21 protein-coding genes are annotated in these 26,372 nt (G+C 55.8%); 9 read left to right on the top strand and 12 right to left on the bottom strand.

Translation table 11 applies throughout. From position 1 onward, the window contains the following. Nucleotides 1-20: 20 nt before the first annotated feature. On the bottom strand, nt 21-1,529 hold the full coding sequence (locus FE788_RS03055; RefSeq protein WP_138379256.1) for an aldehyde dehydrogenase family protein: 1,509 nt from the start codon (nt 1,527-1,529) through the stop codon (nt 21-23). A gap of 215 nt (nt 1,530-1,744) precedes the next feature. Between FE788_RS03055 and mnmC2 the strand changes: the two genes are divergently transcribed. From mnmC2 to acs, 4 genes are all read left to right on the top strand, one after another. Then, nucleotides 1,745-2,488 (top strand): tRNA (5-methylaminomethyl-2-thiouridine)(34)-methyltransferase MnmC2, encoded by a 744-nt coding sequence (gene mnmC2, locus FE788_RS03050; RefSeq protein ID WP_138379255.1) that lies wholly within the window; start codon nt 1,745-1,747, stop codon nt 2,486-2,488. Between the two features lie 157 nt (nt 2,489-2,645). Then, nucleotides 2,646-3,134, top strand: coding sequence for a GNAT family N-acetyltransferase (locus FE788_RS03045; RefSeq protein ID WP_138381270.1), 489 nt, complete (start codon nt 2,646-2,648; stop codon nt 3,132-3,134). Then, a complete protein-coding gene (gene mnmC1, locus FE788_RS03040; protein ID WP_138379254.1) occupies nt 3,119-4,402 on the top strand; it encodes an FAD-dependent 5-carboxymethylaminomethyl-2-thiouridine(34) oxidoreductase MnmC1 in 1,284 nt (427 codons plus the stop codon). Before FE788_RS03045 ends, mnmC1 begins: the two co-directional genes overlap by 16 nt. A gap of 103 nt (nt 4,403-4,505) precedes the next feature. After that, a complete protein-coding gene (gene acs / locus FE788_RS03035; RefSeq protein ID WP_138379253.1) occupies nt 4,506-6,449 on the top strand; it encodes an acetate--CoA ligase in 1,944 nt (647 codons plus the stop codon). Nucleotides 6,450-6,545: 96 nt separating this feature from the next. Here acs and FE788_RS03030 read toward each other — a convergent pair whose 3' ends face one another. Together FE788_RS03030 and FE788_RS03025 are read right to left on the bottom strand one after the other, a co-directional pair. Further along, on the bottom strand, nt 6,546-6,962 hold the full coding sequence (locus tag FE788_RS03030; RefSeq protein WP_138379252.1) for a hypothetical protein: 417 nt from the start codon (nt 6,960-6,962) through the stop codon (nt 6,546-6,548). Nucleotides 6,963-7,036: 74 nt separating this feature from the next. Beyond that, entirely contained in the window at nt 7,037-8,236 is a 1,200-nt protein-coding gene (locus FE788_RS03025; protein WP_138379251.1) for a CDC27 family protein, read from the bottom strand. A 457-nt stretch (nt 8,237-8,693) separates the two neighbouring features. Here FE788_RS03025 and FE788_RS03020 point away from each other — a divergent pair, with 457 nt between their 5' ends. Next, nucleotides 8,694-9,170 carry an aminoacyl-tRNA deacylase gene (locus tag FE788_RS03020; RefSeq protein ID WP_138379250.1) on the top strand — a complete coding sequence of 159 codons (477 nt, stop codon included), beginning with the start codon at nt 8,694-8,696 and terminating at the stop codon, nt 9,168-9,170. 122 nt (nt 9,171-9,292) lie between these two features. Here the strand turns inward: FE788_RS03020 and FE788_RS03015 are convergent, their stop codons facing one another. The 4 genes from FE788_RS03015 to FE788_RS03000 form a co-directional block, all read right to left on the bottom strand. Further along, a complete protein-coding gene (locus FE788_RS03015; RefSeq protein WP_138379249.1) occupies nt 9,293-10,039 on the bottom strand; it encodes an alanyl-tRNA editing protein in 747 nt (248 codons plus the stop codon). Between the two features lie 71 nt (nt 10,040-10,110). Continuing rightward, nucleotides 10,111-10,827 carry an RES family NAD+ phosphorylase gene (locus FE788_RS03010; RefSeq protein ID WP_138379248.1) on the bottom strand — a complete coding sequence of 239 codons (717 nt, stop codon included), beginning with the start codon at nt 10,825-10,827 and terminating at the stop codon, nt 10,111-10,113. Further along, entirely contained in the window at nt 10,799-11,191 is a 393-nt protein-coding gene (locus FE788_RS03005) for an MbcA/ParS/Xre antitoxin family protein (protein WP_138379247.1), read from the bottom strand. The genes FE788_RS03010 and FE788_RS03005 overlap by 29 nt, the downstream gene beginning before the upstream one ends. A 44-nt stretch (nt 11,192-11,235) precedes the next feature. Further along, on the bottom strand, nt 11,236-13,218 hold the full coding sequence (locus FE788_RS03000) for a protein meaA (protein WP_138379246.1): 1,983 nt from the start codon (nt 13,216-13,218) through the stop codon (nt 11,236-11,238). A gap of 319 nt (nt 13,219-13,537) precedes the next feature. Here FE788_RS03000 and ccrA point away from each other — a divergent pair, with 319 nt between their 5' ends. Continuing rightward, nucleotides 13,538-14,848: a crotonyl-CoA carboxylase/reductase gene (gene ccrA / locus FE788_RS02995; RefSeq protein ID WP_138379245.1), complete on the top strand. Its 1,311-nt coding sequence runs from the start codon at nt 13,538-13,540 to the stop codon at nt 14,846-14,848. A gap of 12 nt (nt 14,849-14,860) precedes the next feature. After that, nucleotides 14,861-16,504: an acyl-CoA dehydrogenase family protein gene (locus FE788_RS02990; RefSeq protein WP_138379244.1), complete on the top strand. Its 1,644-nt coding sequence runs from the start codon at nt 14,861-14,863 to the stop codon at nt 16,502-16,504. Nucleotides 16,505-16,758: 254 nt separating this feature from the next. Here FE788_RS02990 and FE788_RS02985 read toward each other — a convergent pair whose 3' ends face one another. Together FE788_RS02985 and FE788_RS02980 are read right to left on the bottom strand one after the other, a co-directional pair. After that, entirely contained in the window at nt 16,759-17,934 is a 1,176-nt protein-coding gene (locus tag FE788_RS02985) for a saccharopine dehydrogenase family protein (protein ID WP_138379243.1), read from the bottom strand. Between the two features lie 36 nt (nt 17,935-17,970). After that, complete coding sequence (locus tag FE788_RS02980) at nt 17,971-19,089, bottom strand: saccharopine dehydrogenase (protein WP_138379242.1); 1,119 nt, start codon at nt 19,087-19,089, stop codon at nt 17,971-17,973. A 1,175-nt stretch (nt 19,090-20,264) separates the two neighbouring features. Between FE788_RS02980 and FE788_RS02975 the strand changes: the two genes are divergently transcribed. Beyond that, entirely contained in the window at nt 20,265-20,456 is a 192-nt protein-coding gene (locus tag FE788_RS02975) for a twin transmembrane helix small protein (protein WP_138379241.1), read from the top strand. Nucleotides 20,457-20,545: 89 nt separating this feature from the next. After that, nucleotides 20,546-21,112 (top strand): cob(I)yrinic acid a,c-diamide adenosyltransferase, encoded by a 567-nt coding sequence (locus FE788_RS02970; protein ID WP_138379240.1) that lies wholly within the window; start codon nt 20,546-20,548, stop codon nt 21,110-21,112. 333 nt (nt 21,113-21,445) lie between these two features. Here the strand turns inward: FE788_RS02970 and FE788_RS02965 are convergent, their stop codons facing one another. The 3 genes from FE788_RS02965 to FE788_RS02955 are packed head-to-tail and all read right to left on the bottom strand — an operon-like array spanning nt 21,446 to nt 26,342. Continuing rightward, nucleotides 21,446-22,858: a hypothetical protein gene (locus FE788_RS02965; RefSeq protein WP_138379239.1), complete on the bottom strand. Its 1,413-nt coding sequence runs from the start codon at nt 22,856-22,858 to the stop codon at nt 21,446-21,448. 47 nt (nt 22,859-22,905) lie between these two features. Then, nucleotides 22,906-23,703: an outer membrane lipoprotein-sorting protein gene (locus FE788_RS02960; protein WP_138379238.1), complete on the bottom strand. Its 798-nt coding sequence runs from the start codon at nt 23,701-23,703 to the stop codon at nt 22,906-22,908. Beyond that, entirely contained in the window at nt 23,700-26,342 is a 2,643-nt protein-coding gene (locus FE788_RS02955) for an efflux RND transporter permease subunit (RefSeq protein ID WP_138379237.1), read from the bottom strand. Before FE788_RS02955 ends, FE788_RS02960 begins: the two co-directional genes overlap by 4 nt. Nucleotides 26,343-26,372: the final 30 nt, after the last annotated feature.

Raw genomic sequence — 26,372 nt, 5'->3', positions numbered from 1 at the left:
CCGTCGATCCTTTTTCCGGATCAGACCATCATGGTGACAGCCTTGGTTTCCGTATAAAGATCAATGACCTCCTGTCCCATTTCACGGCCGTATCCGGACTGTTTAAAGCCGCCGAAAGGTACGGCCGGATCAACAATATTATGGCTGTTGATCCACACAGATCCGGCGCGGATTTTGGCCGCCAGCCCGTGTGCCGTATTCAGGTTTGTGGTCCAGATGCTGGCCCCCAGACCATAAATCGTGTCATTGGCCACAGCGGCAATGTCATCCAGATCATCAATCGGCTGGGCCACAATAACGGGACCGAAAATCTCTTCCTGTACGATTTTCATATCCCGGTTGGCATTGACAAACACCGTGGGCTCCACAAAACAGCCCTGTCCTTCAACAACCCGACCACCAGACAGCGCCACGGCCCCCTGGTCAAGGCCGCTCTGGATATAACTGCCCACCCGTTCCTGCTGCGCCTTGCTGACCAGCGGCCCCAGTTGGGCATCTTCGGCAAAGGCCGGGCCCAGCTTGAAGCTTTTGGCAATTTCAGCGATGCCTTCGGTCACCTTGTCAAACACCGACCTCTGCACATAAAGCCGGGAGCCGGCCGTACAAACCTGCCCCTGATTAAAGAAAATGCCCATGGCCGCGCCCGGGATCGCCACATCCATGTCGGCATCCGCCATGACAATCATCGGGGACTTGCCGCCCAGTTCCAGCGAAACCCGCTTCATGGTGTCCACGGCGGCCCGGCCGATGGCCTTGCCTGTTTCAGTGGAGCCGGTAAAGGCAATTTTGTCAATGCCCGGATGTTCCACCATTGCAACACCTGCGGTATGCCCGAAACCGGGCACCACATTGACCACGCCGGCGGGAATGCCGGCTTCCAGACACAGCTCGCCAAGCCGCAAGGCGGTAAGCGGTGTCTGTTCTGCGGGTTTCAGCACCACCGTACAACCTGTCGCCAGCGCCGGGCCGATTTTCCAGGCCGCCATCACCAATGGAAAGTTCCAGGGAATAATTTGTCCCACCACCCCTACGGGTTCCTTCAGCGTATAGGACCAGAACCGCGCTTCCTGCACATAGGGCACACTCGGGTGAATGGTGCGGCCTTCAATCTTGGTCGCCCAGCCCGCCATATACCGCAGAAAATCCACCGCCATGCTCACATCCCCGAACCGGGCATAGGGCAACAGCTTGCCATTGTCTATGGCTTCCAGTTCGGCCAGTTCATCCGCATGCTGTTCCACCAGATCGGCAAGGCGGAGAATCAGCCTTTCCCGCTCTGACGGGCGTAATTTTGACCATTCGCCGCCATCAAACTGACGGCGGGCCGCTTGGACCGCAAGGTCAATGTCTTCTGCGCCGGCTTCGGCCACGGCGCAAATTACCCCGTTATCGGCCGGGTCAAACGTTTCAAAGGTCTTGCCGCTGCGGGCCGGAACATGTTCCCCGTTTATCAACAGGTTACGGGTTTGGGAAACAAAACGGCGCGCTGCCGCGCCCAGTTTGCTGATTTGTGCGGATTGTGCAGTCATTGTTAAGGGCCTCCAGTTTTCTTGTATACGACACGAGTCTGACAAAAAGCATCGGCGTTGTCATGCTTCTGAGCGCCCTGACAGTAGACTCTGGGCGACACAAGGGACTCTGGAGACTCTGGGCGACACAAGGGACTCTGGGCGACGCAGGCAAGATGAAGTGGTGACACAGCAGAGCGAACGGCCTATAGTCGACACAAACCGGGAAAGCGCAGATGAACAGGAAAAGCAAAGGACAGCTCCATAAACCGGCCCAGGATCTAGAATGGCAAGCAGAAGACACGCCCGCTTCCAGACGGTTCCGTGACATTTATTTTTCGCCCGAGGACGGTCTGGAAGAAAGCCGTTATGTGTTTCTGGACGGCATCGGCACACCAGACATCTGGCGTGGACAGCGACATTTCTGCATCGGCGAAACCGGCTTTGGCACCGGCCTGAATTTCCTCAACACGGTGCGGCTTTGGCATGAGACATCGGACGCAGAGGCACGGCTGACCTATATTTCTGCTGAAAAATACCCCCTGCAAAAAGATGACATCCGCCGCGCCCTGTCCCGTTGGCCAGACCTGTATACAGAACTGTCTTTATTGAGCGAAGCCTATCCCGGCCCCGTACCGGGCTATCACAGCCTTGAATTGCCAGACAGACGGGTGCGGCTTCTCCTGCTGGTGGGCGATGCCGCAAAAATGTTGGCCGAAGTGGAAGGCGGCCTGGTAGACGCTTGGTATCTGGACGGTTTTGCCCCGTCACGTAATCCGGACATGTGGTCGCCGGCGTTGTTTAAGGAAATCGGCCGGCTGAGCGCCCCAAATGCTCGTCTTGCCACCTTTACCGCAGCCGGATTTGTCCGTCGGGGCCTAGAGGATGTGGGTTTCGAAATGCACAAGCATCCGGGCTTTGGCCAAAAACGCGAATGCCTGCGGGGGCGATATGCCGGTCCCCTGATCGTAAACTCATGAATATGATCCATTCTGCTCTATCTCATGGACCTGAGAAGTTATAAATGTGTCATCGTCTGAGCATGGACTTTTCAGGAAGAGGACTCTATTTTTGCTGTACTCTTTGCGGGATGCTGCGGGAGTAGTGATGAAAGTTAGTGATCAACGGGGGAATGCCATGCATATCAGAGAAGCCAAAGAAACAGATTTCGACGCCATCTGGCCCATTTTCCATGAAGTGGTCTCGACTGGAGACACTTATACCTATCCGCAGGAGACAACCAGGGAAGAAGCTTTTGACATCTGGATAAAAGCCCCGCGCAAAACCTTTGTGGCCGAGGAAAAAGGGCGTATTCTTGGCACTTATTACATCAAAACCAACCAGCCCGGCCGGGCGAGCCATGTCTGCAACTGCGGTTATATGGTCTCCTCCAGCGCCCGAGGCAGAGGCCTTGCCACGGCCATGTGTGAACATTCCCAAAAGGTTGCCCTCGAACTGGGCTATAAAGCCATGCAGTTCAATTTTGTGATTTCCAGCAACGAAGGTGCCATCCGGCTCTGGACCAAACTGGGATTTGAAACCGTGGGCCGTCTGCCCAAGGCTTTCAACCATCCCGATAAAGGCTATATTGATGCGCTGGTAATGTATAAATGGCTTCTCCCCTGACCCCGGACCAGACCGGTTCATATCTTCCGCCCTGGTACGCCCTGCCCCGGGCGGTGCCAGCCGGGGCACACATCGCAGTGCTGGGCGCGGGGCTCGCCGGACTGCTCATGGCACACCGGTTGCATCGGGACGGTTTCAAGGTAACTCTGATCGACCGTCGGAAAAGCCCGATGAATGAAGCCTCCGGCAATCCCGCCGCCATTCTGGAGCCTGTGATCAACCGGGGCCACACCCCAGCCAGCCGTTTTTATCAGCAGGCCCTGGTTCAGGCCCTGCGGTTCTACAGAACACTGGAGCCGGATATTTTCATACCCTGCGGCCTGGAGCGACGCCCCAGCGATGCAAAAGACAAACACCGCCTTGACGCCTTTTTTCAGGCAGGTCAGCTACCAGACGACTTTATCGACCAAAAAGAAGACGGGACCCTTATTTTCCCCAGTTGCGGGTATCTGTATCCCGCCCGGCTGCGCGAGACGCTCATGCCTCGGCTGGAATTTCACGGCGAAGAAAATATAGACCACCTTATCCGGAACTCTCGCGGATGGGATCTTCTGGACCAGGCGGGCAAGGTCCGTTTTACAGCAACAGCCGTTGTGCTAACGGCGCCCGAACTGGTGCGTCTTCTGCCCCAAAGCCAGGGCCTGCCACTACAGAGGGTGCGCGGGCAGATCAGTTATTTCCCGGCTACCCAGAACGCCCCAAACCGGGTCATCAGCGCACAAAGTTATCTGACGCCGCCGATCGTTCTACCAAAAGAGTTTCTGGACCCGGACCAGATTGACGGTCCGGTTCACATTGCCGGAGCCAGCTTTGAGAGACTACCAGACAAGGCTGACATCACATCGCAGGTCACCATGCAAAAAGTCACCATGCAGGAACATGACCAGAACCGGAAAGCGGCCGCCAGGCTGTTGCCTGACCTTGCCAACCAACCGGTTCTTGGCGGACGGGCCGGGATTCGTTATTTCACACCGGACCGTCTACCGCTTGTAGGTCCGGTCCCTGTTGACGACCAATACCGCGCGGCTTATGCGGGTCTGCATCACGGCCCCCGACACCGCTCCTTTCCCCCGGCCGCCTATCATTCCCATCTTTATATTTTCAGCGGACTGGGCGCGCGGGGGTTCCTTACGGCCCCGTTGTTGAGCGATTACCTGGCGGCGCTGATCGGGGGGCGGCCGCTACCTGTGCCGCGTCCGGTGATTGAGGCCCTGCACCCAGCCCGTTTTCTGATCCGTAATCTGAAGCGCCACAGACAGAACAGGTAACAGGCAGGAGATGTAAAAAGCAGGATTTTTAATCCTCTGCCTTTGACAGCGCCAGGGCCAGAAAATAACATAAACAAAACAGTCATCTTCTAGGGGACAGATCATGTCAGAAATCCACACCTATCCGGTCCATCCGAAAATTGCCGAAAACGCCTTCATTAATGAAGATCAGTACCGGGAAATGTATCAGCGGTCCCTTGATGATCCTGAAGGATTCTGGGGAGAAATGGGCAAACGTCTCACATGGATCAAACCCTACACCCGGGTTAAAAATGTGTCCTATGATAAGGATGATCTGCATATCCGCTGGTATGAAGACGGCACGCTGAATGTCTGTGTCAACTGCATAGACCGGCATCTGCCGCATCGGGCCAACCAGATCGCCTTTATTTTTGAGGGCGATGACCTTGGCACCCGCCGCCGCATCACCTATCGCGAGCTGTATGAGGAAGTCTGCCGTTTTGCCAATGTGCTGAAAAACCATGGGGTCAAAAAAGGCGACCGGGTGACCATTTATATGCCGATGATTCCGGAGGCGGCCTTTGCCATGCTGGCCTGTGCCCGCATCGGCGCCATTCATTCCGTGGTTTTTGGCGGCTTTTCCCCCGATGCCCTTGCCGGGCGTATTCGTGACTGCGACAGCCATGTGGTGATCACGGCTGACCACGGCATTCGCGGCGGCCGCACCATTGAGTTGAAAAGAAATGTGGACAAGGCGCTGGAGCAGCCGGACCTTAATGTGAAGCACGTTATCATGATCCGCCACAGCGGCCGCAAGGTCAATGTGGTCGAAGGCCGCGACGTCTGGTATCACGACGCCGCCGAGGGGGTCCCCACCGACTGCGCGCCAGAGGAAATGAGCGCGGAAGACCCGTTGTTTATCCTTTACACCTCCGGTTCCACCGGCAAACCCAAGGGCGTGTTGCATACCTCTGGCGGGTATCTGACATATGTGTCTATGACCCATCAATATGTGTTTGATTATCATGAAGGAGATGTGTACTGGTGTACCGCCGATGTGGGCTGGGTCACGGGACATAGCTATGTGGTCTATGGCCCGCTGGCCAATGGTGCCACCAGCCTAATTTTTGAAGGCGTGCCCAGCTACCCGGATCACGGCCGGTTCTGGCGGGTAGTCGCCAAACACCGGGTCAATATCTTCTATACCGCGCCCACGGCCATTCGCGCCTTGATGGGGGCCGGCGATGATTTTGTCAAAAAACATGATCGCTCTTCCCTGCGCATCCTCGGCACGGTGGGCGAACCCATCAATCCCGAAGCCTGGGAATGGTACTATCATGTGGTTGGCGAAGACCGCTGCCCGGTGGTGGACACCTGGTGGCAGACGGAAACCGGCGGCATCATGATTGCGCCGCTGCCGGGGGCCACGCCACTCAAACCCGGCTCCGCCACCCGTCCGTTTTTCGGCATCAAACCGGAACTGGTGGACAGCAAGGGAACGGTTCTGGAGGGGCCGGCGGAAGGCAATCTTTGTATCGCAGACAGCTGGCCCGGCCAGATGCGTACCGTTTACGGGGACCATCAGCGTTTTATCGACACCTATTTTTCCACCTATCCCGGCAAATATTTCACCGGTGACGGCTGCCGCCGTGATGAAGACGGGTATTACTGGATCACTGGGCGCGTGGACGATGTGATCAATGTGTCCGGTCACCGTATGGGTACGGCCGAGGTGGAAAGCGCGCTGGTGGCTCATGAGCTGGTGGCCGAAGCCGCAGTGGTCGGCTATCCCCACGACATCAAGGGACAGGGCATCTACGCCTATGTCACGCTCAAAGCCGGGATCGAGGGCTCCAACGATCTGCGGGATGAACTGGTGCAGTGGGTGCGCAAGGAAATCGGCCCCATCGCCAGCCCCGATCTGATCCAGTTCACCCCCGATCTGCCCAAGACCCGGTCTGGCAAAATCATGCGCCGGATCCTCCGGAAGATCGCCGCCAATGAATTTAACTCACTTGGTGATACGTCCACGCTCGCTGATCCTTCCGTGGTGGAAGACCTGATTGAAAACCGCATGAACCAGTAAACACACAAAGATTGGCGTTTCTGAACAAACCCCAAAAAAGAAGAGAGGGTCCAGAAGACCCTCTCTTTTCATTTTTTCGTTATCTGGCACCCCCGTCTATGCCATAGGCTGGGCAGCCGGTTTATAGACCAACGCCGTGGCAATGCCGCCGCCCATATAGATCACCACAGTCATGATCATGGTCACCACGGTGTCCATGCCCGCTATCGGCATCATGCCGTACCAAGCCATCACCTCAAACGACATAAACAGGCCGATCAGAAGCCCATAACGCAGCCCTTCCATCCAGCCTTTGTTTTCATAGTTCAGGGTAAAAATATAGCAAAAAACAACGGTCTGCAGCAGATACGCCAGATACATCCAGATTTGATATTCCGCCAGCGCCTCTTCCGGGCGGTGTAGCGCCTTGAAGCTGCTCGTCATGTCCCCCAATAGAGCCTCTAACCCAATTGCCAGAACGGCCATGACCACATATGCGACAATCACGGCCAGAACAAAACGCGTCACATTCATTGTCCTTCCCCTTTTTAGTTGCATAAAGCCGAAATATAATACACTATTTTTTGCTTTAAAAAAAGCACTATCCCCTATCGGTAGTCGGCTCCCTTGGCAAGGACCTCCTCAGCTTCATCCTGCTTGCCGAGTTTTATATAAGCTTCCGCCATGAGATCGTAAAAACGATAGTCTTCGATTTTCTGGCGAATGACCCCTCTGAGATGACGGAGCGTCGCCTGATAATCTCCGTCGTTATAAGCTTCCTGGGCCCGGTAATAATGGTAATAGGGATTTTTCTGCTGATAGCGTTTTGCCAGTCCGGTAAAATATTCCGCCTTTTCCACCTCCCCCTGAATTTCGTATAAAATAGCCAGATTAGTCATGACGGAATAATTGGACGGTTTATATTTCAGGGCGATAAAATATGCCTTTTCGGCATGCCATGGCAGATTATTCAGCCGGTAAAATACCCCCAGATTAGACCAAAAGGCGCTGCTTTTCGGCATCAGCCTCACCGCTTTCACAAAATACCGGAAGGCATTTTTCATGTTCCCGCGATCCAGATATTCGGCACCCTTGTTGCTATAATAATGGGCTTCGGCTTCCTTGTCCGAAATGCGCCGGACGGGATAGAAAGGTTTGACGTTGGCCCGATCAATATCCACGACCATATCATGGCCAATACGGGTATCAACCCGGACATTGATGTGGCGATTGACAAAAACCAGTCGCTCCGCCGCCGGGGTCCAGTCCGGGGGAATTTCCACCTCCTGAAAATAGGCCTTGAGCCCCCTCTCCCGGGCCAGAAGCACAAATACATAACTGAAGCCCAGACAGTTGCCTTCGGCGCGGCGAAAAGATTCCCGAGCCGTGAAAGTCAGGCTTCTGTCATATTCCATACCCAGCGCCCCCGGTGAAATAATGGCTTCCAGTATGGCCCGGATTTTCATCGGGTCAGCATAGTTTCCCGGCACATAACGATCAAGAAAGGCCCGCATCTGGGGGCTCATCCGCATGACGTGGTCTTCGGGCAGGACAAGTTCCTCGGCCGCCTCCCCCCACAGGCTGCGTCCGCTCAGAAGATCCTCCCGGCTGATGTCCCGTTGCGCAAGATCCGGGAAATAAGCCTGATGGTTGCGGCTACATCCCGACAGGACACCAACAAAAAAACCGATAAGGATAAGAAGGACTATTCCGGCAACAGTTCGTAAACCTCCCCGCTCCGCGGAATTGGGTACCGCGGCCTTGATCCGTTGCGGGATCCGTTCTGGCGTGGACAGTGCCTGGGTCATACTTAAATTGCCTGTTACCGATGTTAAGTATACCACATTACAGGGGGGACCCCGTACACATTCCTGTGATCCGGCCTGTGATCCGGCCTGTAATCCGGCCTGTGATCCGATCTGTGATGCCAGGGCCGGGGCCTGCGGAACGGTTTTATCCTAACTTATTGGCAGGTGATGGGTTTCTCCCGAAAACCTCCCCCTATAAACAGGACTCCTGACCCCTCAAAAACCACCAGTAGACGGTCCGTAGCGGAACCCGACTCGGGCCTTTTGCCCGGCGGAATATAAGCCTGAAGCCGCCGGAAACGGCCAATGCGCTTCTTTTCCGCCCGTGAGGCGGTTGTCAAAGGGCTCCCGACCGTCGGCATCTGCAAAAAAGCTGAAATATGTGCGATATTATTGTAAAATATTTTCCGTAATGTCCCTGTGACATTATCCCCAGTCTTCCAAAAGGAGAAAGATCATGGGTATGGCAATCTCGCTCAGAGATTATCTCAGCAGCATGGATACCTCGTATGAGATCATCACCCACCCTCATGCGGAACGCAGCTCGATAATCGCCGCCGAAGCGCATATCCCCGACAACAAACTGGCCAAAGGAGTCTTACTTGCCACCGGAAGCGGCTACCTGATGGTGGTGGTGCCGGCGGATCACAAGGTGGATTTGCACAAAATCGAACGCACCATCAATGAAAAAACCGAAATGGCCAAGGAAGAAGAAGTTGAAATGATTTTCAACGACTGCGACCCTGGCGCCGTTCCGCCCATTGGCCAAGCTTACGGATTGATGGTGCTGGTGGATAACGACCTTTGCGATGAAGAAGATGTGTTCCTTGAAAGCGGCGATCATGAATCGCTGCTGCATCTTGCCGCGTCTGATTTCCGCAGCATCATGCAAGGCGCCATCTATGGTGATTTCAGCAAGTCCATGTATGAATGATCCGAGGCACAAAATACAACATCCTCTAGAGTGAATTGAGCCATCCTATACACAATTCACTCTAGACCGATAAGGCCCAAGGCTGATCGTTCTGAAAATCTTTCAAGCCTATGGGCCCAAACTTATTGGTCACGGCCGGCCTGGTCGGCAAAAACAATATTGACCCGGCGGTTGCGTTTGCCTTTGTTTTCGATCTTGCTGACCCGCAGCGGGCCGATTTCCGAAGTCCGCTTCACATGGGTACCGCCGCACGGCTGAAGATCCACATCCTCGCCCACCTTGATCAGCCGCACCCGCCCGGCGCCACGTGGCGGTGCCACCGACATGGTCCGGACCAGATCCGGATTCCGGTCCAGTTGCTCATCGCTGATCCAGTTGGCGCTGACCGAAATATCCCGCGCCACCAGGTCATTCAATTGCGCCGTGATCTCCTCCTTATCCAGCGTTTGCTCCCCGATATCGAAATCCAGTCGGCTTTTTTCTACGCCGATCTGCCCTCCCGTCACGCCGCAGGGCACCACCGCGCACAACAGATGCAATGCCGTATGCATGCGCATATGCCGGTACCGCCGATCCCAGTCGATAACGGCTTTGACAGCCGTCCCCACCGCGGGCAAATCCTGCCCAACCTCGCCGCTATCGTCCGGCACATGCACAATCGCGCCGCTGTCCCGGTCATAAACCGTGCTGGCAATGCGCAGGCGCCGCCCGTCCGCGGGGATCAAGATGCCACTGTCCCCCGGCTGGCCGCCGCCGGTGGGATAAAACACCGTCTGGTCCAGCACAATACCGCCCCGCTCGGTCACCGCCATGACCGTGGCCTCACATTCTTTCAGATACGCATCCTCACGAAACAGTTCTATGGTCATAAGGGATCCCCCCTGGTTGGTGGCAAAACAGGCACATGCCCGATCGAACTTACGGTAGCGAAATCCCGGCCTTAGGGAAACTCAAAACTTACCCTTAAGGTGGGCAAGTCACACCAGGCCTCGACGCCAGTAGCATGAACCAGAAGATGCCAGGTCATGGATCTTTGCGAATCAATGCGCCGGCCCCGAAAGATCTCAGGACTCAACGCCGCCACATTCAATCCCCCTCCGGCATCCCGGACAGACTCATAGCCGATGGCCTCCATTTGCGCGAGACGCGCCTGATCCGCCAGATCCTGACAAGCGCCATATTCCTCAGCGGAGGTCCATAAGGCGCGATCCCGGTCCAGCGGCGGCAAAGTCAGGTTCAGAAATCTGTCCGTCCGGCACAACACCGGAAAAGCCGTTTTTAACAAAGGTTGTTGCGGCAAGAGCGTTTCAGGGGATTCTTGAAAAAACAGCCGGGTATGCCATGCCGCCTCCGCAAGCGCCGTCTCAACTGTTTCAGATGCATAATAAACGCCCCTCAGGTCTCCGACCCGACGGAAACGGGACCCGGTGGGATAAGCCTGATATCGGAATGGGGTAAACAGCAGGAAATGGAGACCTTCGGCCCCAGCCGGAATCGCAGGCTTGCTGTCCTCCAGAATATCCTCCAGCACGGCCTGGTCGCCCGGATCGTGATCCACAAGCCGCATGGTCGCCGTCTTGTATTGAAACTCGACAAACCGCCAGATATCGTGACTATAGGAACGGGCCTCAGAGCTTAGCGCGCCGGCTGTCCACATAAGCGATAACCCCCATGAGCCCGGTGATGGTGGTGATCAGGTCGACGGGCCGTCCTCCAAGCACCAGATTTTCCGACCGCAGCCAGGATCGGCTGGAACGATCGTCCCCGCCGGTCAATGCATCCAGAGAACGGAACAAACGCACCAGGAGCACCCCCAGTTCATATTCCTTACGGCCCTCGCGCAACAGGTATTGCCCCTTCATAAGGCGCGACACGGAAGCCTGCGATAGCCCGAGGATCCCCGCCAGTTCCTTATTGGAAATCGCCAGAAAGCCCGCAGCCCGGGCCACTGCCATGCTCAAAACCCGGTCCTTGTCCGGTTCGGTCCGGTCGGATCTGGAATGTACCCCGACAGTCGGCATAATATTTCTCCTGAAATTATATATAATATAAATTTCAAGAGAAATCAATTAACTCCCGCCGCCACAATCTCCACGATATCAGCCATGATATCGGACATGTGATAATCCTTCGGGGTATAGACCCGGGCGACCCCCATGGCGCGCAACTGTTTTTCATCCTCCGGTGGAATGATGCCGCCGACGATCACCGGAATATCCTGAAGCCCTGCTTTTTTCATGCGGGTCATGATCTCTTCCACCAGCGGCAGATGTGAACCGGACAGGATCGACAGGCCCACCGCATGAACACCCTCCTCCAATGCCGCATTGACAATCTGCGCCGGGGTCAGGCGGATGCCTTCATAGACCACTTCCATGCCCGCATCCCGCGCCTTGACCGCGATCTGTTCCGCGCCATTGGAATGCCCGTCAAGCCCCGGTTTCCCCACCAGGAATTTCAGACGACGGCCCAGTTTTTCACTTACCTCTTCCACGGCCTGGCGCACCTGTTCCAAACTATCGCCCGCAACCCCCCGCGCCGCCTTGCCGACCCCGGTAGGAGCCCGGTATTCACCAAACACCTCGCGCAGGGTCTGGGCCCATTCGCCGGTAGTGGCTCCGGCCCGGGCCGCTTCGATGGACGGTTCCATCACGTTGCGGCCTTCTTGCGCGGCGTCCCTGAGTGCCGCAAGCGCCTTGTCCACCGCCTTCTGATCCCGGCTCTCACGCCAGCCCCTGAGCCGTTCGATCTGCTCCGCCTCGGCGGCCGGATCCACGGTCATAATGCCGCCATCCTCGTCACTAACCAGCGGCGAAGGAGCGGTTTCCGTATATTTGTTCACGCCAACCACAATCTGTTCGCCGCTTTCAATGGCCTTGAGCCGGGCAGTATTGCTTTCCACCAGACGCTGCTTCATATAGCTGGATTCCACGGCGGCGATGGCACCGCCCATCTCCTCGATACGGGCCAGTTCCGCGCGCGCCTCCTCTTTCAGGGCCGCCACCTTGGCCTCCATCACCCTGGAGCCGTCAAACAGGTCCTCATATTCCAGAAGATCCGTTTCAAAGGCCATGATCTGCTGCAGGCGCAGCGACCACTGTTGATCCCACGGCCGCGGCAGGCCCAAGGCCTCGTTCCAGGCCGGAAGTTGCACCGCCCGGGCCCGGGCCTTCTTGCTGAGCACCACCGCCAGCATTTCCAGCAGAATACGATAGACATTATTTTCCGGTTGCTGTTCAGTGAGGCCCAGGGAGTTGACCTGCACGCCATAGCGAAAGCGGCGGTATTTGTCTTCTTCCACCCCATAACGTTCACGGGTGATCTCATCCCACAGTTCCACAAAAGCCCGCATCTTGGCGATTTCAGTCACAAAACGCAGCCCCGCATTGACAAAGAAACTGATACGGCCCACCACTTTCGGAAAATCCTCGGCCGGCACCTGCCCGCTGTCATGCACGGCATCCAGTACCGCAATCGCCGTCGCCAGCGCATAGGCCAGTTCCTGCACCGGCGTCGCGCCCGCTTCCTGTAGATGATAGGAACACACATTGGTGGGGTTCCATTTGGGAATTTCCCGGTACGTGAAACTGATCACATCAGTAATCAGCTTCATGCTGGGTTTCGGCGGGAAAATATAGGTGCCACGGCTCAAATATTCCTTGATCAGATCATTCTGCACCGTGCCGCTGAGTTTGGCCCGGTCGGCGCCCTGCTCCTCCGCCGTCGCCACATAGAGCGCCAGGAGCCACGGCGCTGTGGCATTGATGGTCATGGAAGTATTCATCTGTTCAAGGGGAATACCCTCAAACAGAGTGCGCATGTCGCCCAGATGACAGATCGGCACCCCGACCTTGCCCACTTCTCCGCGGGAGAGTACATGATCGCTGTCATATCCGGTCTGGGTTGGCAGATCGAACGCCACGGACAACCCGGTCTGTCCCTTGGCTAGGTTGGTCCGGTAGAGCGCATTGGACGCCTTGGCGGAGGAATGCCCGGAATAGGTCCGAAACAGCCAGGGCCGGTCCCTCTGCACCTCTTTCTCACTCATGTCATTCTCCCTTGATACTGCATAGCAGCATTAAAACACTTGTTTAGTTTGATTTTTAGTTTCCGCGAAGGAAAAACCGATAAAATAAAATTTCTTTCTAGACGCAGAGGAAGAAATAATATAATTATTGTTGCATTGCAATAAAAAATACCATCAAACTATAACACAAGACGGTACTGAACAGAAGGCGAAAGAAGTCCCCCATATGCAAGGTTTTTCTGCGAAAACGACACGGGCGGAAAACTCATTATGCTGCAGCGCATATAGCATGTCGGGGTGGGAATATTACTGTTAACCAGTAGCTTATTGAGGGACCAAGATGACTCAGCTGACACAGGAAGAAATCCAAGAACGCGAAACGCTTGAAGGAAAGTTCGTAAAAAAGGACCTGTACGAAGTCGGGGAGATTCCCCCGCTCGGCCATGTTCCGAAAAAAATGTATGCCTGGACGATTCGCCGCGAACGGCACGGTCCGCCGGAACAGGCCTTCCAGCAGGAGATCGTCGACGTCCCCGAACTGGAAGCCGATGAAGTCCTGATTCTGGTGATGGCCGCCGGCGTGAATTACAACGGCGTCTGGGCCGGCCTCGGCGTGCCCATGTCCGTCTTTGACGTGCACGGGGCGGATTATCACATTGCCGGGTCCGACGCCTCGGGTATTGTTTATAAAGTCGGCCGCCGGGTAAAACGTTTCAAGGTCGGCGACGAAGTTGTGGTCCATTGTAACCAGGACGACGGTGATGATGAGGAATGTAACGGCGGCGACCCCATGTATTCCCCCAGCCAGCGGATCTGGGGGTACGAAACCCCGGACGGCAGCTTTGCCCAGTTTGCCAAGGTGCAGGCCCGTCAGCTGATGCCCCGGCCCAAACATCTGACCTGGGAAGAAAGCGCCTGTTACACGCTCACCCTGGCCACTGCCTATCGCATGCTGTTCGGCCATCGTCCGCATATCCTGCGGCCCGGCCATAACGTTCTGGTCTGGGGCGCCTCCGGGGGCCTGGGGTCCATGGCCATCCAACTGATTGCTACTGCCGGAGCGCACGCCATCGGCGTGATATCCGATGAGGACAAGCGGGATTTTGTCATGTCGCTGGGCGCCAAGGGGGTGATCAACCGAAAGGATTTCGATTGCTGGGGTCAATTGCCGCCGGTAACGGACCAGCAGGTTTACGGCGATTATATGAAACGGGTGCGTAAATTCGGCAAGGCCATCTGGGACATCACCGGCAAAGGCAAGGATGTGGATTTTGTCTTTGAGCATCCTGGCGAGGCCACGTTCCCCGTCTCCTGTTTTGTGGTCAAACGCGGCGGCATGGTCGTCTTCTGCGCCGGCACCACCGGTTACAACCTGACCTTTGACGCCCGTTTCGTGTGGATGCGTCAGAAACGGATCCAGGGCAGCCATTTTGCCAATCTGAAACAGGCCTCCCAGGCCAACCAGCTGGTGATTGAGCGGCGGATTGACCCCTGCATGTCCGAAGTGTTTTCTTGGGAAGATATCCCGCGGGCCCATACCAAAATGTGGAAAAACCAGCACAAACCCGGCAATATGGCTGTTCTGGTCTCTGCCAAACGGCCGGGGCTGCACACATTTGAAGACGCCGTTGAAGCCGGCAATAACGGATAAGGTCAGTCACCTATGAGCGGTTTATTATTTACCCAATGCGACGCAGCCCTGGCCGCGGCCGGTACACTGGTTGAAGCGGCACGGAAAGCTCTGCGGGCCCATCTGGTCAAGGACGGCCGTCTGGACCGCAAACTGATGCAGCAATATCAATTCGAGGCCCACGGCTTTTCCTGGCTCGCCACCTATGTGGAAACCCTGCGCGAAACGCTGAACTGGGCCCGAACTCTTGATCGCGACGGCAAGTTTGGGGAACTTGAGGAACTGATTCTCAGGGTCGGGTTCGGGGAATATCTGGCCCAAATCATGGGCGGTATTCCCATGAGCCAGGGCGAGATTATCCGCCCCAGGGACATGTGGGTTCCCGAAGACAAGATTGCTGCCTTTGCCACGACGGAAGTGCAAACCCTGATCCGGGAAGGCAATACGGCGGCAAACCGGGAAAAAATCGCCCGGCTGGTGGAACACAGCCTGGACAGTGGCGCCTTCGGCAATCTCGGTCTGGATGATATGTATGAGATGATCCGCGATCAGTTCCGCCGTTTTGCCAATGAGGAAGTAATGCCCCATGCCCATCACTGGCATGAAAAAGACGATTACATTCCCATGGAAATCATCGAAAAGATGAGTGAAATGGGCGTCTTTGGCCTGACCATTCCCGAAGAATATGGCGGATCCGGCCTTGGCAAGACCAGCATGTGTATCGTCTCCGAAGAGCTCAGCCGCGGGTATATCGGCGTCGGTTCGCTCGGCACCCGTTCGGAAATTGCCGCGGAACTTATCATGGGCGGCGGCACTGAAGACCAGAAAAAATATTGGCTGCCGAAAATCGCCACCGGGGAAATTCTGCCCACCGCGGTCTTTACGGAACCCAATACGGGCTCCGATCTGGGATCGCTGAAAACCCGTGCCGTGCGTGACGGCGATGTTTACAAGATCACCGGCAACAAAACCTGGATCACCCATGCGGCCCGCGCCGATGTCATGACCCTGCTGGCCCGTACCAACCCGAACGAACCGGGCTATAAGGGGCTGAGCATGTTTCTGGCCGAAAAACAGCGCGGTACTGACGAAACCCCCTTCCCGTCTGAAGGCATGACCGGGGGGGAGATCGAGGTCCTCGGCTATCGCGGCATGAAGGAATTCGAGCTGGGCTTTGATAATTTCGAGGTCAAGGCTGAAAACCTCCTGGGTGGCGAAGAAGGCAAGGGCTTCAAGCAGCTCATGACCACCTTTGAAAGCGCCCGGATCCAGACTGCGGCCCGCGCGCTGGGTGTGGCTCAGAACGCCCTGGAACTGGGGTTGCGCTATGCTCTTGAACGCATCCAGTTCGGCCAGCCCATTTTCAATTTTCCCCGGGTGCACGGCAAGATCGCTCTCGCCGTGGTGGAAATCATGATGACCCGTCAGCTGACCTATCATGCCGCCCGGCAAAAGGATGAAGACAAGCGCTGTGATCTTGAAGCCGGCATGGCCAAACTTCTAGGCGCGCGCGTCGCCTGGTCCACGGCCGACAATGCCCTGCAAATTCATGGCGGCAACGGCTACGCCCTGGAATATCCCATCAGCCGGGTGCTGTGTGATGCGCGAATCCTGAATATTTTTGAAGGGGCCGCGGAAATTCAGGCGGATGTGATCGCCCGGCGGCTTCTGGGCTGACGCCGCTGACAACGGCACAAGATATTGCAGACCGGATCTGACACACAAGTTATCCCCCTCAGAACCTGATGTCATGCAACAGACGGTTCTGACATAACCAACTGGGCCGCCTGAAGATTTTTCTTCGGCGGTCTTTTCTTTGGCGGAAAACTGTCTTATGGATTGCCACGCCCGGGTTACGGCCTTGCGAGGCGGCCTCTCCGATTGCTAGAGTGAATTGTGAATAGGTTGGCTCAATTCACTCTACTCCCCCCCTATAACGTCACATTTTGCGCCCGAACACTCAGGCCCCGTTCGCGCAGATTATCCAGCCAGCGCCGGGCCTCCGCCACGTCATGCAGCCCCGCCTGCACCCCCGGCGGCATACGCCCAGCGAGCACCGCCTTGACCGTCTGAGCTACGGTGAGCGACACAGTGGATGCCATGGCGCTTTTCCAGCCGCTGCCCACTTCATCAAGGGTGAGCGAGGCGTTCCAGTCCTGACCGTCTTTGCCCAGCGCCCGGAGCGCTACATGCAGTACCACCCGATCCTGTTCGCCCGCGGCATAGGCATAGTCGCGCCATAATTTGTCCGACAACTCCTTAAGTTCCTCCGGACCGGCCGTCTCGACCCGGGCAAAAATATCTTTCCAGGCCGCTTTCCAGCCTTCCAACCGCAAAGTGCCGCGCACAAATCCTTTCAGATTTGTTTCCTTCTCCAGCCCATATTCACGAATATAAGGAATGCTGTCGCGATTGGGGTAGACTTCGAAGGTCTCCCCATCCACCTGCAATTCAGAGACGGCCTGCCAGGCCTTGGCGACCCGGTATTCCTCATGATCCCTGATCAGACGGGCTTCATTTTTCAAGGCCGTCAGCACCCCAAGCGGCGTCCAGCTGAATTTATAGGTGAAGTCCGACTTTTCCACCGGCACCCCCCCGCAATAGGACACAAAGTCGATCTCGCGGCCCTGTCCCAGAACACCGGCGCGGCGCGCCTCATCCACCAACACATGGGCAAACAGATGATCCAGTCCGGGATCCAACCCCACTTCATTGATCACACAGCCCCCTTGTTGGCAGGCCAGGTCGTTGAGCGCCCGCATATCATCCGAAAGATAACTGGAGGTCACCAGATGAGCACCTTTTTCCAACGCCAGCCGCGCCAGCTGCACATGCAGGGCGGCCGGCAACATGGATACCACCACATCCCCGGCCTGAACCCGGTTTTGAAACCGCGCCACGGACAGCTCATCTCCCAGGTCCAGCCGGAGAAAATCAATCTCCGCCCCGGGGCTGAGATGGGCGCGCAAGGCATCAACCCTTTCCGGCGTCATGTCCCAGACATGGATTTTTCCGAAACTGTCCGCCAGATCAACAATGCCGGGCCCGGAGGACAAACCGGCCCCGACCCAATGTATGGATGCCGTGGGCGTCACTGTAGAAACCATAAGGTACCCCTGATTTATGGATGATTGATAATAGGGTTATATATGTGAACAGGCCTGCTCTAAAGCCTGGCAGGCCTTGTGAAAGGCCAGTTCGGACGCCTGCCAGACCGGATCCTGATGCCGCTTGGGCAGGGTTTTCAGATAGGGCAGAAGCAGACCCGCAAACTCGACACTGGCTTCCCGTGGCAACAGGGACGGCAGATTGTCAATGGCAATCAGGTCCACGGCGCTGCCGTTATGGCCGAGGGTAAGGTACGGTTTGTCCCAGGAAGTCGGCGCCGTATAAAGCGGCAGCGGGTTATATTCTCCGTAAGGATCGCAGGACACGTCGCTGATGACCTTGAGTGTCCTGTCCTTTTCAAGATCTTCGGGACGAATAAACGGTTCAATTTTTTCCGACACATAGACACAATTGACCACAATGTCATGGGACAGAAGCGCCGCCCGGTCAAGCTTGGCGGTTTCCGCCCGCCCCCAGCCCGTCACCTCGATTCCGTGACGGCGGAACAGGTCCCTGGCCCCCTTGCCGCTGCGCCCTCCCGCACCGATCACCAGAACCTTCGGTTTCACACCGGTTTTGTTGCGGGACAGGATACGCGCATCCAGCGCCGCTGCATTTTCAAACGGGGCCAGCCCGTCATCCAGAATGGGCCGTCCACCGCCAAATCCCTGATCTGCCGGCCCATAGCCGCTTTGACGGTCATACCACTGCATCAGCGCCAGCGCCGCACCCATATACCCCGCCCAGTATCCAAAGGCGACAACACGGCGGCCCGCCTCGTCCACCATATACTCGATGTCCAGCACCTCACCGCCCCCTTCCACAAAACGGCTCAGCAGATCTGCCCAGCCGTTCTGTTCCTTGAAGGCATGGGCAAAAAAGATGTGCTTATGGCGCAAAAGGCGGGGGGTTTTCGGCAATTCCTTCAATCCCAGAATCACGGCCTCTGCCGGCGCATCGACCCAGCTTCCTGCCGGAACCATGCGACACCCGGCCTGTTCATAAGCCTCATCCGCAAAAACACGTTTCCGGGAGCGTTCCACAACAACCGTCATGCCCGCTTCGATAAGCTCACGCGCACCTTGCGGCAAAAGCGGCGTGCGGCTTTCCGTCAGACGACTTTCATCGCGTAACCATAAAATAACTTCTGACATCCCTACATCCTTACTTATTCTGGCTTACTTATTCTGGCTTACTTATCTTGGTGTTTATTCTATGGTTGGGTCTTTGCTGTGTTCTTCGTCCAGGGTAATATCCTGACGTTATTCAACCCTTTTGCGTTATTTAGCTTTTTTGACCATCAACTCAGCCTGTTGCCAAATCTGTGCATTCCCCCGTCAAGGACGGTATTTGGCTCGTCTCTGATGACGTATTTATATTTTCGTGCATGAAAACGACGGATCAAACCTGACAAAGTGGGGAAAGATCCGTTAGAATGACGGTTGAGAAAAATTTTCTCCGTCAAAGTGACGCCCGGCTTTTTCCCGGATTCAAAGACGCCAGAAAAAGCCCTTGGACAAAATATCATGAGGCGCGTCCCAAAACAGGCGTTAGAGTGAATTGAGCCAACCTATCCACAATTCACTCTAGTGATTGTACACCTCACATATGCAGAATAATATTCACTTTATCTACCAAAATCAGTACTTTATTCTATTTATGGTCACATCAATCAAATAAAACGCCGTTTTCGTCTGTTATTCGCTTGAACAACCCCTCACGCCTGTGTTAAGAGGAGCACAAGAAACAAAAGATACAGATGCGCCGGAATATTCATCCGGGAGATCCATGAGGAAATCATGGCCAACAAAGCGGAAAAATAGGTTCCTGAAACCGCTGGGCATCTGGTAGAATTATGTTGATGTAGACTGGCTCTGCCCCAACGTGGTCCTGAGACGGGCTGAGGGCAAACCGCCTTGGCAAGGCGCGGTTGAGCACAAAAGGTTTCGCCGGGATCCCCCGTACTGGGCACCCCGGCGTCTGAAATATCCCCATCAGGACCATCATCCCGGTATTACGCATCCGGGCTGCGGTTCTGACAGATACCAACTGGGGCTGCTCACGAAGCATTCGCTGACCTGAGCAGCCCTTTTTTTATCTTGCTCCGTAGAAGACACCGCCTTTCCGGCTTTATATATTTCTCTGTCAGTGGATATGGTCTATATAACCCGCAAGGAGTCACTTAAACGTTCGTCCGACTGAGGTGAAAACTGTATATAATCCTGCAAAAATTCCAAGGGATAATTAACGTTAGAGTAAAATCTGTTTTTTTATTCTGTTCAGGCTCAAAAAAAATTATTAAAATTCTGAAAAAAGAAAGAAATATAGTATGTTGTTTCTCAAAATTCTCATCATTGTCTGTATTGTGGTGACCGGAGGAATCATGCTGGGCGGTGTGCTCAGCATGAGCCGGGGGGGAGATTTCAACAAAAAACACGGCAATAAACTAATGCGGGCCCGGGTCATCGCCCAAGGGGTCACCCTGGCGCTCATTGTCCTTTATCTGCTGATGTATGCTTAAGCGCCTTCCCTGTTAATCTCGGAACCAACAATCGTCTGTCCCCCGCCCCCAAACGCGCCGGGACACAACATCATTAAGGAAAACAGTTTATGGTCAAACTGACAAAAATCTATACCCGCGGCGGCGACAAGGGACAAACCTCGCTTGCCGACGGCACCCGCCTGCCGAAACATGATCTGCGGATCGAGGCTTATGGCACAGTGGATGAAGCCAATGCTGCCCTGGGCCTCGTACGGCTGCATACCACGGGCGAGCCGGACGCGATGCTCGGGCGCATTCAAAATGACCTGTTCGATCTGGGGGCGGATCTGTCCACGCCCCTGGCGGACAGCTATAAATGGGAACCGCTGCGCATCACCGCCGAGCAGGTGACACGGCTGGAACAGGAAATCGACACAATGAATCGGGACATTCCGCCTCTGGACAGTTTTGTCCTTCCTGGGGGGACGCCCGCGGCCGCCTATCTGCATCTGGCCCGCACCATCACCCGTCGGGCCGAACGACTCACGACCCGCCTGGCGGAGGAAGCGAACATCAACCCGGAAACCGTGAAATATCTCAACCGGCTGTCCGACCATCTGTTTGTGATGAGCCGGCATCTCAATGACAATGGCGCAAAAGATGTCAAATGGGTGCCCGGCGCCAACCGGAGCTGAACGGCCCGTAGCGGGACACATAAGCAAGAACCATCCGAATCATGGTTGGCGGCGCGGATGGATGGCCACGTTTCCTGATGCGCCCTCGCCATGACGATGAAAGAAAAGTCGTCATCGCGAACCCGCGACCCCCGTCCCGTCGCTCCCGCGCAGGCGGGAGCCCAGAGCTTGCAGACCGCATTGGTGAGGAGCTGGATTGCCGCCTTCGCGGCAAGGACGAAGGAGAGGCGGCATTGGTGAAGGAGAAGCGGCATTGGTGAAGGAGAAGCGGCAAGGAAGGGAAAACCGTCATCACGCGCCCGTAATGACGGTTCCGGCTCATCACAATATACTCTAAAATTCGTATCTCAGGCCGGTATAGAGGTTACTGGCGTCCTCGAACTGACCAAAGAAGCTGTCTGGAAAGCGGCCGTAGAACAGGTTGCCGCCAGCTTCGACGCGCAAATTGTCGCGCAGCTTGTAGCTGACATTCAGCCGCAGGTAGCCGTCTTCGTCCGAGGGGCTGTAAAAATTAAACAGGCTCAGGGTCAGGTCCTGGTTCATCAGCAGCTTGGTGAGCCTGAGCGTAATCAGATGGCGGTTTTCATCCTCCGCCCGCAGCCCTGCCGGCAGGCTCGCAAGATAGGCGTCATAATCCAGCTTGCGTTCCAGATAATACTGGATCGCGGCTGTAAATTCGGTGCCGATTTCCTGCTCATAAGACACCAGAAACCGGAACTCGCTGTTATTGATCAAAGGATTGGAGGCCGCCCCGTCGGCACTGTCATAATAGCCCAGTTCCACGGCCCCGATACCGGCGCCCACAGGGCCCCGCATGCTGGCCCCATACACATCCAGGCGGGGGAAAAGCGCCGCCCCGCTCACCGGATCAAGTCCACCGGGGCTTTTCCAGTAGCCGCTGTAAAAATACAGCGCTGTCTCATAGGCCCCGAAGGACCGGTACAGCCGCACCGCCAGTTCATCATCGGAAAACCAGTCATCGGGCCTTAGGTCCCGAAGCGGTGCCTCCCGGCCGCGCGTCCCGCCGCGCATGGCATCAAAAAAGGACACACGATGCCCGTCAATGAAGCGGTCGGCGTCGAAGCGCGGCGTATAGACCACATTCACATTAAAGGCGTCAAAAAACAACGACACCTTCAGCGCGTCCGACGGCGCCTTCAGGTATTCCGTATCGCGACCAATGAAAAAACTGTTCCAGTCCTTGGGGAACAGGTCATTGATGAACACCAGATCGCCGGTGCCCCAGGTCAGGATCTGCCGCCCCAGCTTCACGTCCACAAAGTCCAGCGGGCTGAACACCAGATTGGCTTCCCGAAGGTCCACCGCGCCTCGCCCCCGTTCCAGATCAATGTCATAGTCATCCGCCACCGGATCAAGGATAAAATCACTGACCAGATTGAGCGTAAACCCCTCCCAGGATTTTTCCGCATCAAGCTGGAGGCGGGCCTCACCGAGGCTGATATCCTTCTGTAACGGGTCATCCTGCAGGCGCAGACCGAAACGCCCTTCTGCAAAACCGCTGAGGTCAAAAGGCAGGCCGCCCCCCCTTCTTGCCGGCTCTTCCGGGGTCTCAGCCAGAGGTTCATCGGAAAACAGATCCTCCAGCCCTTCGGGCAATTCAGGCAGTGGTGTCTCCGGGGCGGTCGTTTCCTGGACAGTCATTTCCTGGACAGTCATTTCCTGGGCCGATGCGACAGTCCCGAAAGAAAGAGCCGCAACAAGCAATATTATAGAAAGATTTTTCATGCAACGCCCACCTCGAACATTCACTTACCTTAAATAGTTATATTCACTTACCTTAAATATTTTCTGGGCGGTTTTCGGAGGTAGCGTTCGGAAAAGATATCTTCCGGCAGGTCTGTGTCATAATTGACATCGGTATATTCCATGACCGTCTTGCCGCCGCTGCGATGATCTTCCATCTGGGCGCGGGTGACCGTTGGATGCCCGTCCACCGGATTAACCTTGAGCGCGGAATAGGTTCTGTACAATTTTCCCTCGGAATCGTAATACAGGGTTTTGACTGGCAGGAAGGTCTTTTTGTGGATCCAGTTTATATAATAGGCAAACTCCACCGCAGCGGGGTCCTTTGGCGTGCTTTTGATTACATAAACGGCGTCATTTTCCTCAACCAGTTCATGGGTGTCCTCATAAATGCCCCGGCCTGACACATCCTCGTAAAAGAAATGGGACCCCACAAAACTGGTGCGTTCGTCGCTGGCGGCAATACGCTTTACCAGATCCAGAGCCGGTAGATACAGCCAGCGATCATCATCCCGGTCGAGGTTCTTATGCACCATGAATACGGTTTTCTTCACATCCGCCGGTTTGTTGAAATAGACATAAAATTTCTGTCCGGCATCCTCCTCACCGTCATCATCCCGGCGCAGGATGACAAACTCCCGCTCGCGCGCGCGGCCTTGCGCATCGGTGATGGCCATCACCACCCGAGCACGCCCATCCTTGCCCTGATAATAGGCCATGTGATTGGCTTTTTTGATAATATCCATCACCTCGGCGGCGACGGCGGGAGATGCTGCCCCCCCCGCCAGAGCGATCAGAACCGTCAAAACCGTGATCATGCGTTTCATGTCGTAACCCTTTCCTTTTGTTTTTTAAACAGGAATGGCTCCAGCAGCCGGACCAGGGCCGGCAATATGGTCAATGTCGCAATCCCGGCCAGCACCAGAATGGCGGAGATAAAGGTACCCACCGTCTGATACGGCACCAGCGGCGCCGCCAGCAACGGCAGGAAGCCAATGCCCACCACAATCACATTACGCGCAATGGCCCGAGCGGGTTCGCCAAAAACCGCCGTACTGGTCTCACGCCAGTTGGCAAAGCGTTTGCGCATTTCCCGACTGCGCGCCAGAAAGTGAATAGCGTAGTCCACCGCCAGCCCCAGGCTCAGGGAGGACAGAACCGCCACCGGCATATCGTAATCCTTGCCGATCAGGCCGATAATGCCGTAGATCATGCCAATGGTGAAAGTCAATGGCACCATCGCCAGCACCGCCCAGAGGAGAGAACGGAACAACACCGCCATCATGATCAGCACAATGATGAAACTGCCGATAAAGGCTTCAGCCATGCCGGCCACCATTTTCTGCTGCCAGATCACGTTGATATGGGTGAGGCCGAACCAGTCATGCTCAAGCCCTTCGGGCGCCGGATGGGCGGCCATGTAGCGCGCCACCGCCTCGTGCAGGGCGCTCATATCCCGGTTATCCCCGCTTTTCAGCTGTAGCCAGAGACTGCTTTTCTGATAATCCGGGGTGACAAAATGCCATAGGTCATCGGGCCGGTGCGAATTCTGAAAAGTCAGCAGGGTCTGGGCCACCGCTGCGGGCGTGTCCGGAATGCGGAAGCCATCCGCCTCCCCGCCCTGCAACTCGCGGTGCACGGTCTTGACCATGTCTGCAAGGCTGTTGCTTTTGCCCACCAGCCCGGTTTCCAGCAGATAGTCCTGCAACGCGCTCATATATCTGAGCACTTCCGGCTTCTTGAAGATTTCATCCTCGGTTCTGAGGGTTTCCACAAAATCATAGGCTGCTTCCCACTGCTCATAATCGGCATCGGGGGCATTGTCCCAGCCGGCTTCCGCCTTTTCCGACAACAGATCAATCAGGCCGTCCCGATCCCTGGCCTGCGTCGCCAGAGCGGGAAGTTCCGCCGCCAGCACCTGATAGGGGGCGCCGTCCTTGGCCGCCAGCCGGGCAGAAAGTTCTTTGACATAGGCGTCATAGGGCAGCGGCGGGGTTTTGTCCTGCAACAGCAGATAGGCCATATAGGTCCCCGCAAAACGCTCATTCAGCGCCTTGTCGGCAATCCGGATTTCGTGATCCGGGTCAAACCATTTCACCGGGTTGTCGTTGATCACAATCTGAGTAATGCCATACCAGGCTCCCACGCCCAGCACCACAAGACCCAGCAGGATCAGCTTCGCTCCCGCATAGGTGCCCCGGCCCCAGAGTTTCAACAGCCGGGCCAGCGGCGTGGCGTTATCGCGATCAGTGGCGTCCGCACTGCCCATGCCAAAGCCGGCGAGTTTTTCATCACTCATCATCATGATATAGGCGGGGATCAGCGTGATGGTGAAAAACCAGGCGAGCAACACCCCAATGGCCACAAAAATACCAAACACCTGTACCGGCGGGATGGGCGTTAGCGCCAAGGAACCGAAGCCCACTGCCGTGGTCAGCGAGGTATACAGCATGGGCCGCGATAGCTCCTCCATCACATGCCTGAGGGTTTTATAGCGATCGCGATATTTCGGATAGGTGTCATAAAAATCCGACAGGATATGGATCGAGTCCAGCACGGCGATGGGCATGATAAAGATTGGAATCATGCTGCTCATGATATGCACGGTGTTCCCGGTAATCACCAGAAGCCCCATGGTCACGATCACCGACACCATCGCCACGATCATGGGCGAGATCACCAGCGTGACCCTTTTGAAGAAATACCACATCAACAGAAAAATCAGCAGCATGGCCAGCGGCGCGGAAATGGCCATCTGTTTGAACATTTCCACCCCAAAAGTGTCCTGCGCCACCGGCATGCCGGTAATGTAATATTGTTCCTCAGCGTCATATCCGGCAATGCGGCCCTTGAGCTGCTGAACCACGTCATAGCTCACATCCTTGGCCGTAATCGGAACATAAAGCGCCAGCGCATTTCCCCCTTCGGAGATCAGCGTGCCGTTCAGCAGAGGCAGCTTGCGGGCCTTGTCGCGAACCGCCAGCGCCTCTTCGTCCGTTTTGGGCGGCGTGGGCATAAGATAGTCGAATTTCACCACCCCCGGTCCACCCGGTTCGATATTATCCACCGTATTGGGCGCCATCAGGTCCACGGAAATCACCCCTTGCCGGGTGCCGTTTTCATCCGTCCAACTCAACGTTTTGGCAAAATTTGCCAGATCATAGACATGGGCCAGGGTCCGGGGATTGAACACACCCTGATCGTGACGGTCATTAACAACTCCCACGACCACCATGTCATACAGGGAAAAGTCCTTTTTCTGGGCATTATGGAAAACCCGGACCGGTTCTTCTTCCGACAACATATTTTCCGGATCGGTATCAATTTTCAGTGGCGCCAGAAAGGGCACCCTGTCCGGCATCAGAGTCGGCAGGGCAACCAGCAGGATCAGCAAAACACTGAGCAAACCGGAAATCCAGAAATATTTTTTCGGCGACCGGGCCGCAGACTCAGACAATAAAATCATGGACTTTTCCTCTTGGCTTCTTAATCAACA

It is taken from the genome of Luteithermobacter gelatinilyticus (genome assembly GCF_005849285.1).
Classification (GTDB): domain Bacteria; phylum Pseudomonadota; class Alphaproteobacteria; order Sphingomonadales; family Emcibacteraceae; genus Luteithermobacter; species Luteithermobacter gelatinilyticus.
The sequence above is the reverse complement of the archived record's forward strand: the minus strand, read 5'-3'. Positions and strand labels throughout refer to the sequence as shown.

Coding starts and splice junctions, on each gene's coding strand:
- FE788_RS03055 (WP_138379256.1), bottom strand. CDS start 1,529: ATGACTGCACAATCCGCACAAATCAGCAAACTGGGCGCGGCAGCGCGC.
- mnmC2 (WP_138379255.1), top strand. CDS start 1,745: ATGAACAGGAAAAGCAAAGGACAGCTCCATAAACCGGCCCAGGATCTA.
- FE788_RS03045 (WP_138381270.1), top strand. CDS start 2,646: ATGCATATCAGAGAAGCCAAAGAAACAGATTTCGACGCCATCTGGCCC.
- mnmC1 (WP_138379254.1), top strand. CDS start 3,119: ATGGCTTCTCCCCTGACCCCGGACCAGACCGGTTCATATCTTCCGCCC.
- acs (WP_138379253.1), top strand. CDS start 4,506: ATGTCAGAAATCCACACCTATCCGGTCCATCCGAAAATTGCCGAAAAC.
- FE788_RS03030 (WP_138379252.1), bottom strand. CDS start 6,962: ATGAATGTGACGCGTTTTGTTCTGGCCGTGATTGTCGCATATGTGGTC.
- FE788_RS03025 (WP_138379251.1), bottom strand. CDS start 8,236: ATGACCCAGGCACTGTCCACGCCAGAACGGATCCCGCAACGGATCAAG.
- FE788_RS03020 (WP_138379250.1), top strand. CDS start 8,694: ATGGGTATGGCAATCTCGCTCAGAGATTATCTCAGCAGCATGGATACC.
- FE788_RS03015 (WP_138379249.1), bottom strand. CDS start 10,039: ATGACCATAGAACTGTTTCGTGAGGATGCGTATCTGAAAGAATGTGAG.
- FE788_RS03010 (WP_138379248.1), bottom strand. CDS start 10,827: ATGTGGACAGCCGGCGCGCTAAGCTCTGAGGCCCGTTCCTATAGTCAC.
- FE788_RS03005 (WP_138379247.1), bottom strand. CDS start 11,191: ATGCCGACTGTCGGGGTACATTCCAGATCCGACCGGACCGAACCGGAC.
- FE788_RS03000 (WP_138379246.1), bottom strand. CDS start 13,218: ATGAGTGAGAAAGAGGTGCAGAGGGACCGGCCCTGGCTGTTTCGGACC.
- ccrA (WP_138379245.1), top strand. CDS start 13,538: ATGACTCAGCTGACACAGGAAGAAATCCAAGAACGCGAAACGCTTGAA.
- FE788_RS02990 (WP_138379244.1), top strand. CDS start 14,861: ATGAGCGGTTTATTATTTACCCAATGCGACGCAGCCCTGGCCGCGGCC.
- FE788_RS02985 (WP_138379243.1), bottom strand. CDS start 17,934: ATGGTTTCTACAGTGACGCCCACGGCATCCATACATTGGGTCGGGGCC.
- FE788_RS02980 (WP_138379242.1), bottom strand. CDS start 19,089: ATGTCAGAAGTTATTTTATGGTTACGCGATGAAAGTCGTCTGACGGAA.
- FE788_RS02975 (WP_138379241.1), top strand. CDS start 20,265: ATGTTGTTTCTCAAAATTCTCATCATTGTCTGTATTGTGGTGACCGGA.
- FE788_RS02970 (WP_138379240.1), top strand. CDS start 20,546: ATGGTCAAACTGACAAAAATCTATACCCGCGGCGGCGACAAGGGACAA.
- FE788_RS02965 (WP_138379239.1), bottom strand. CDS start 22,858: ATGAAAAATCTTTCTATAATATTGCTTGTTGCGGCTCTTTCTTTCGGG.
- FE788_RS02960 (WP_138379238.1), bottom strand. CDS start 23,703: ATGAAACGCATGATCACGGTTTTGACGGTTCTGATCGCTCTGGCGGGG.
- FE788_RS02955 (WP_138379237.1), bottom strand. CDS start 26,342: ATGATTTTATTGTCTGAGTCTGCGGCCCGGTCGCCGAAAAAATATTTC.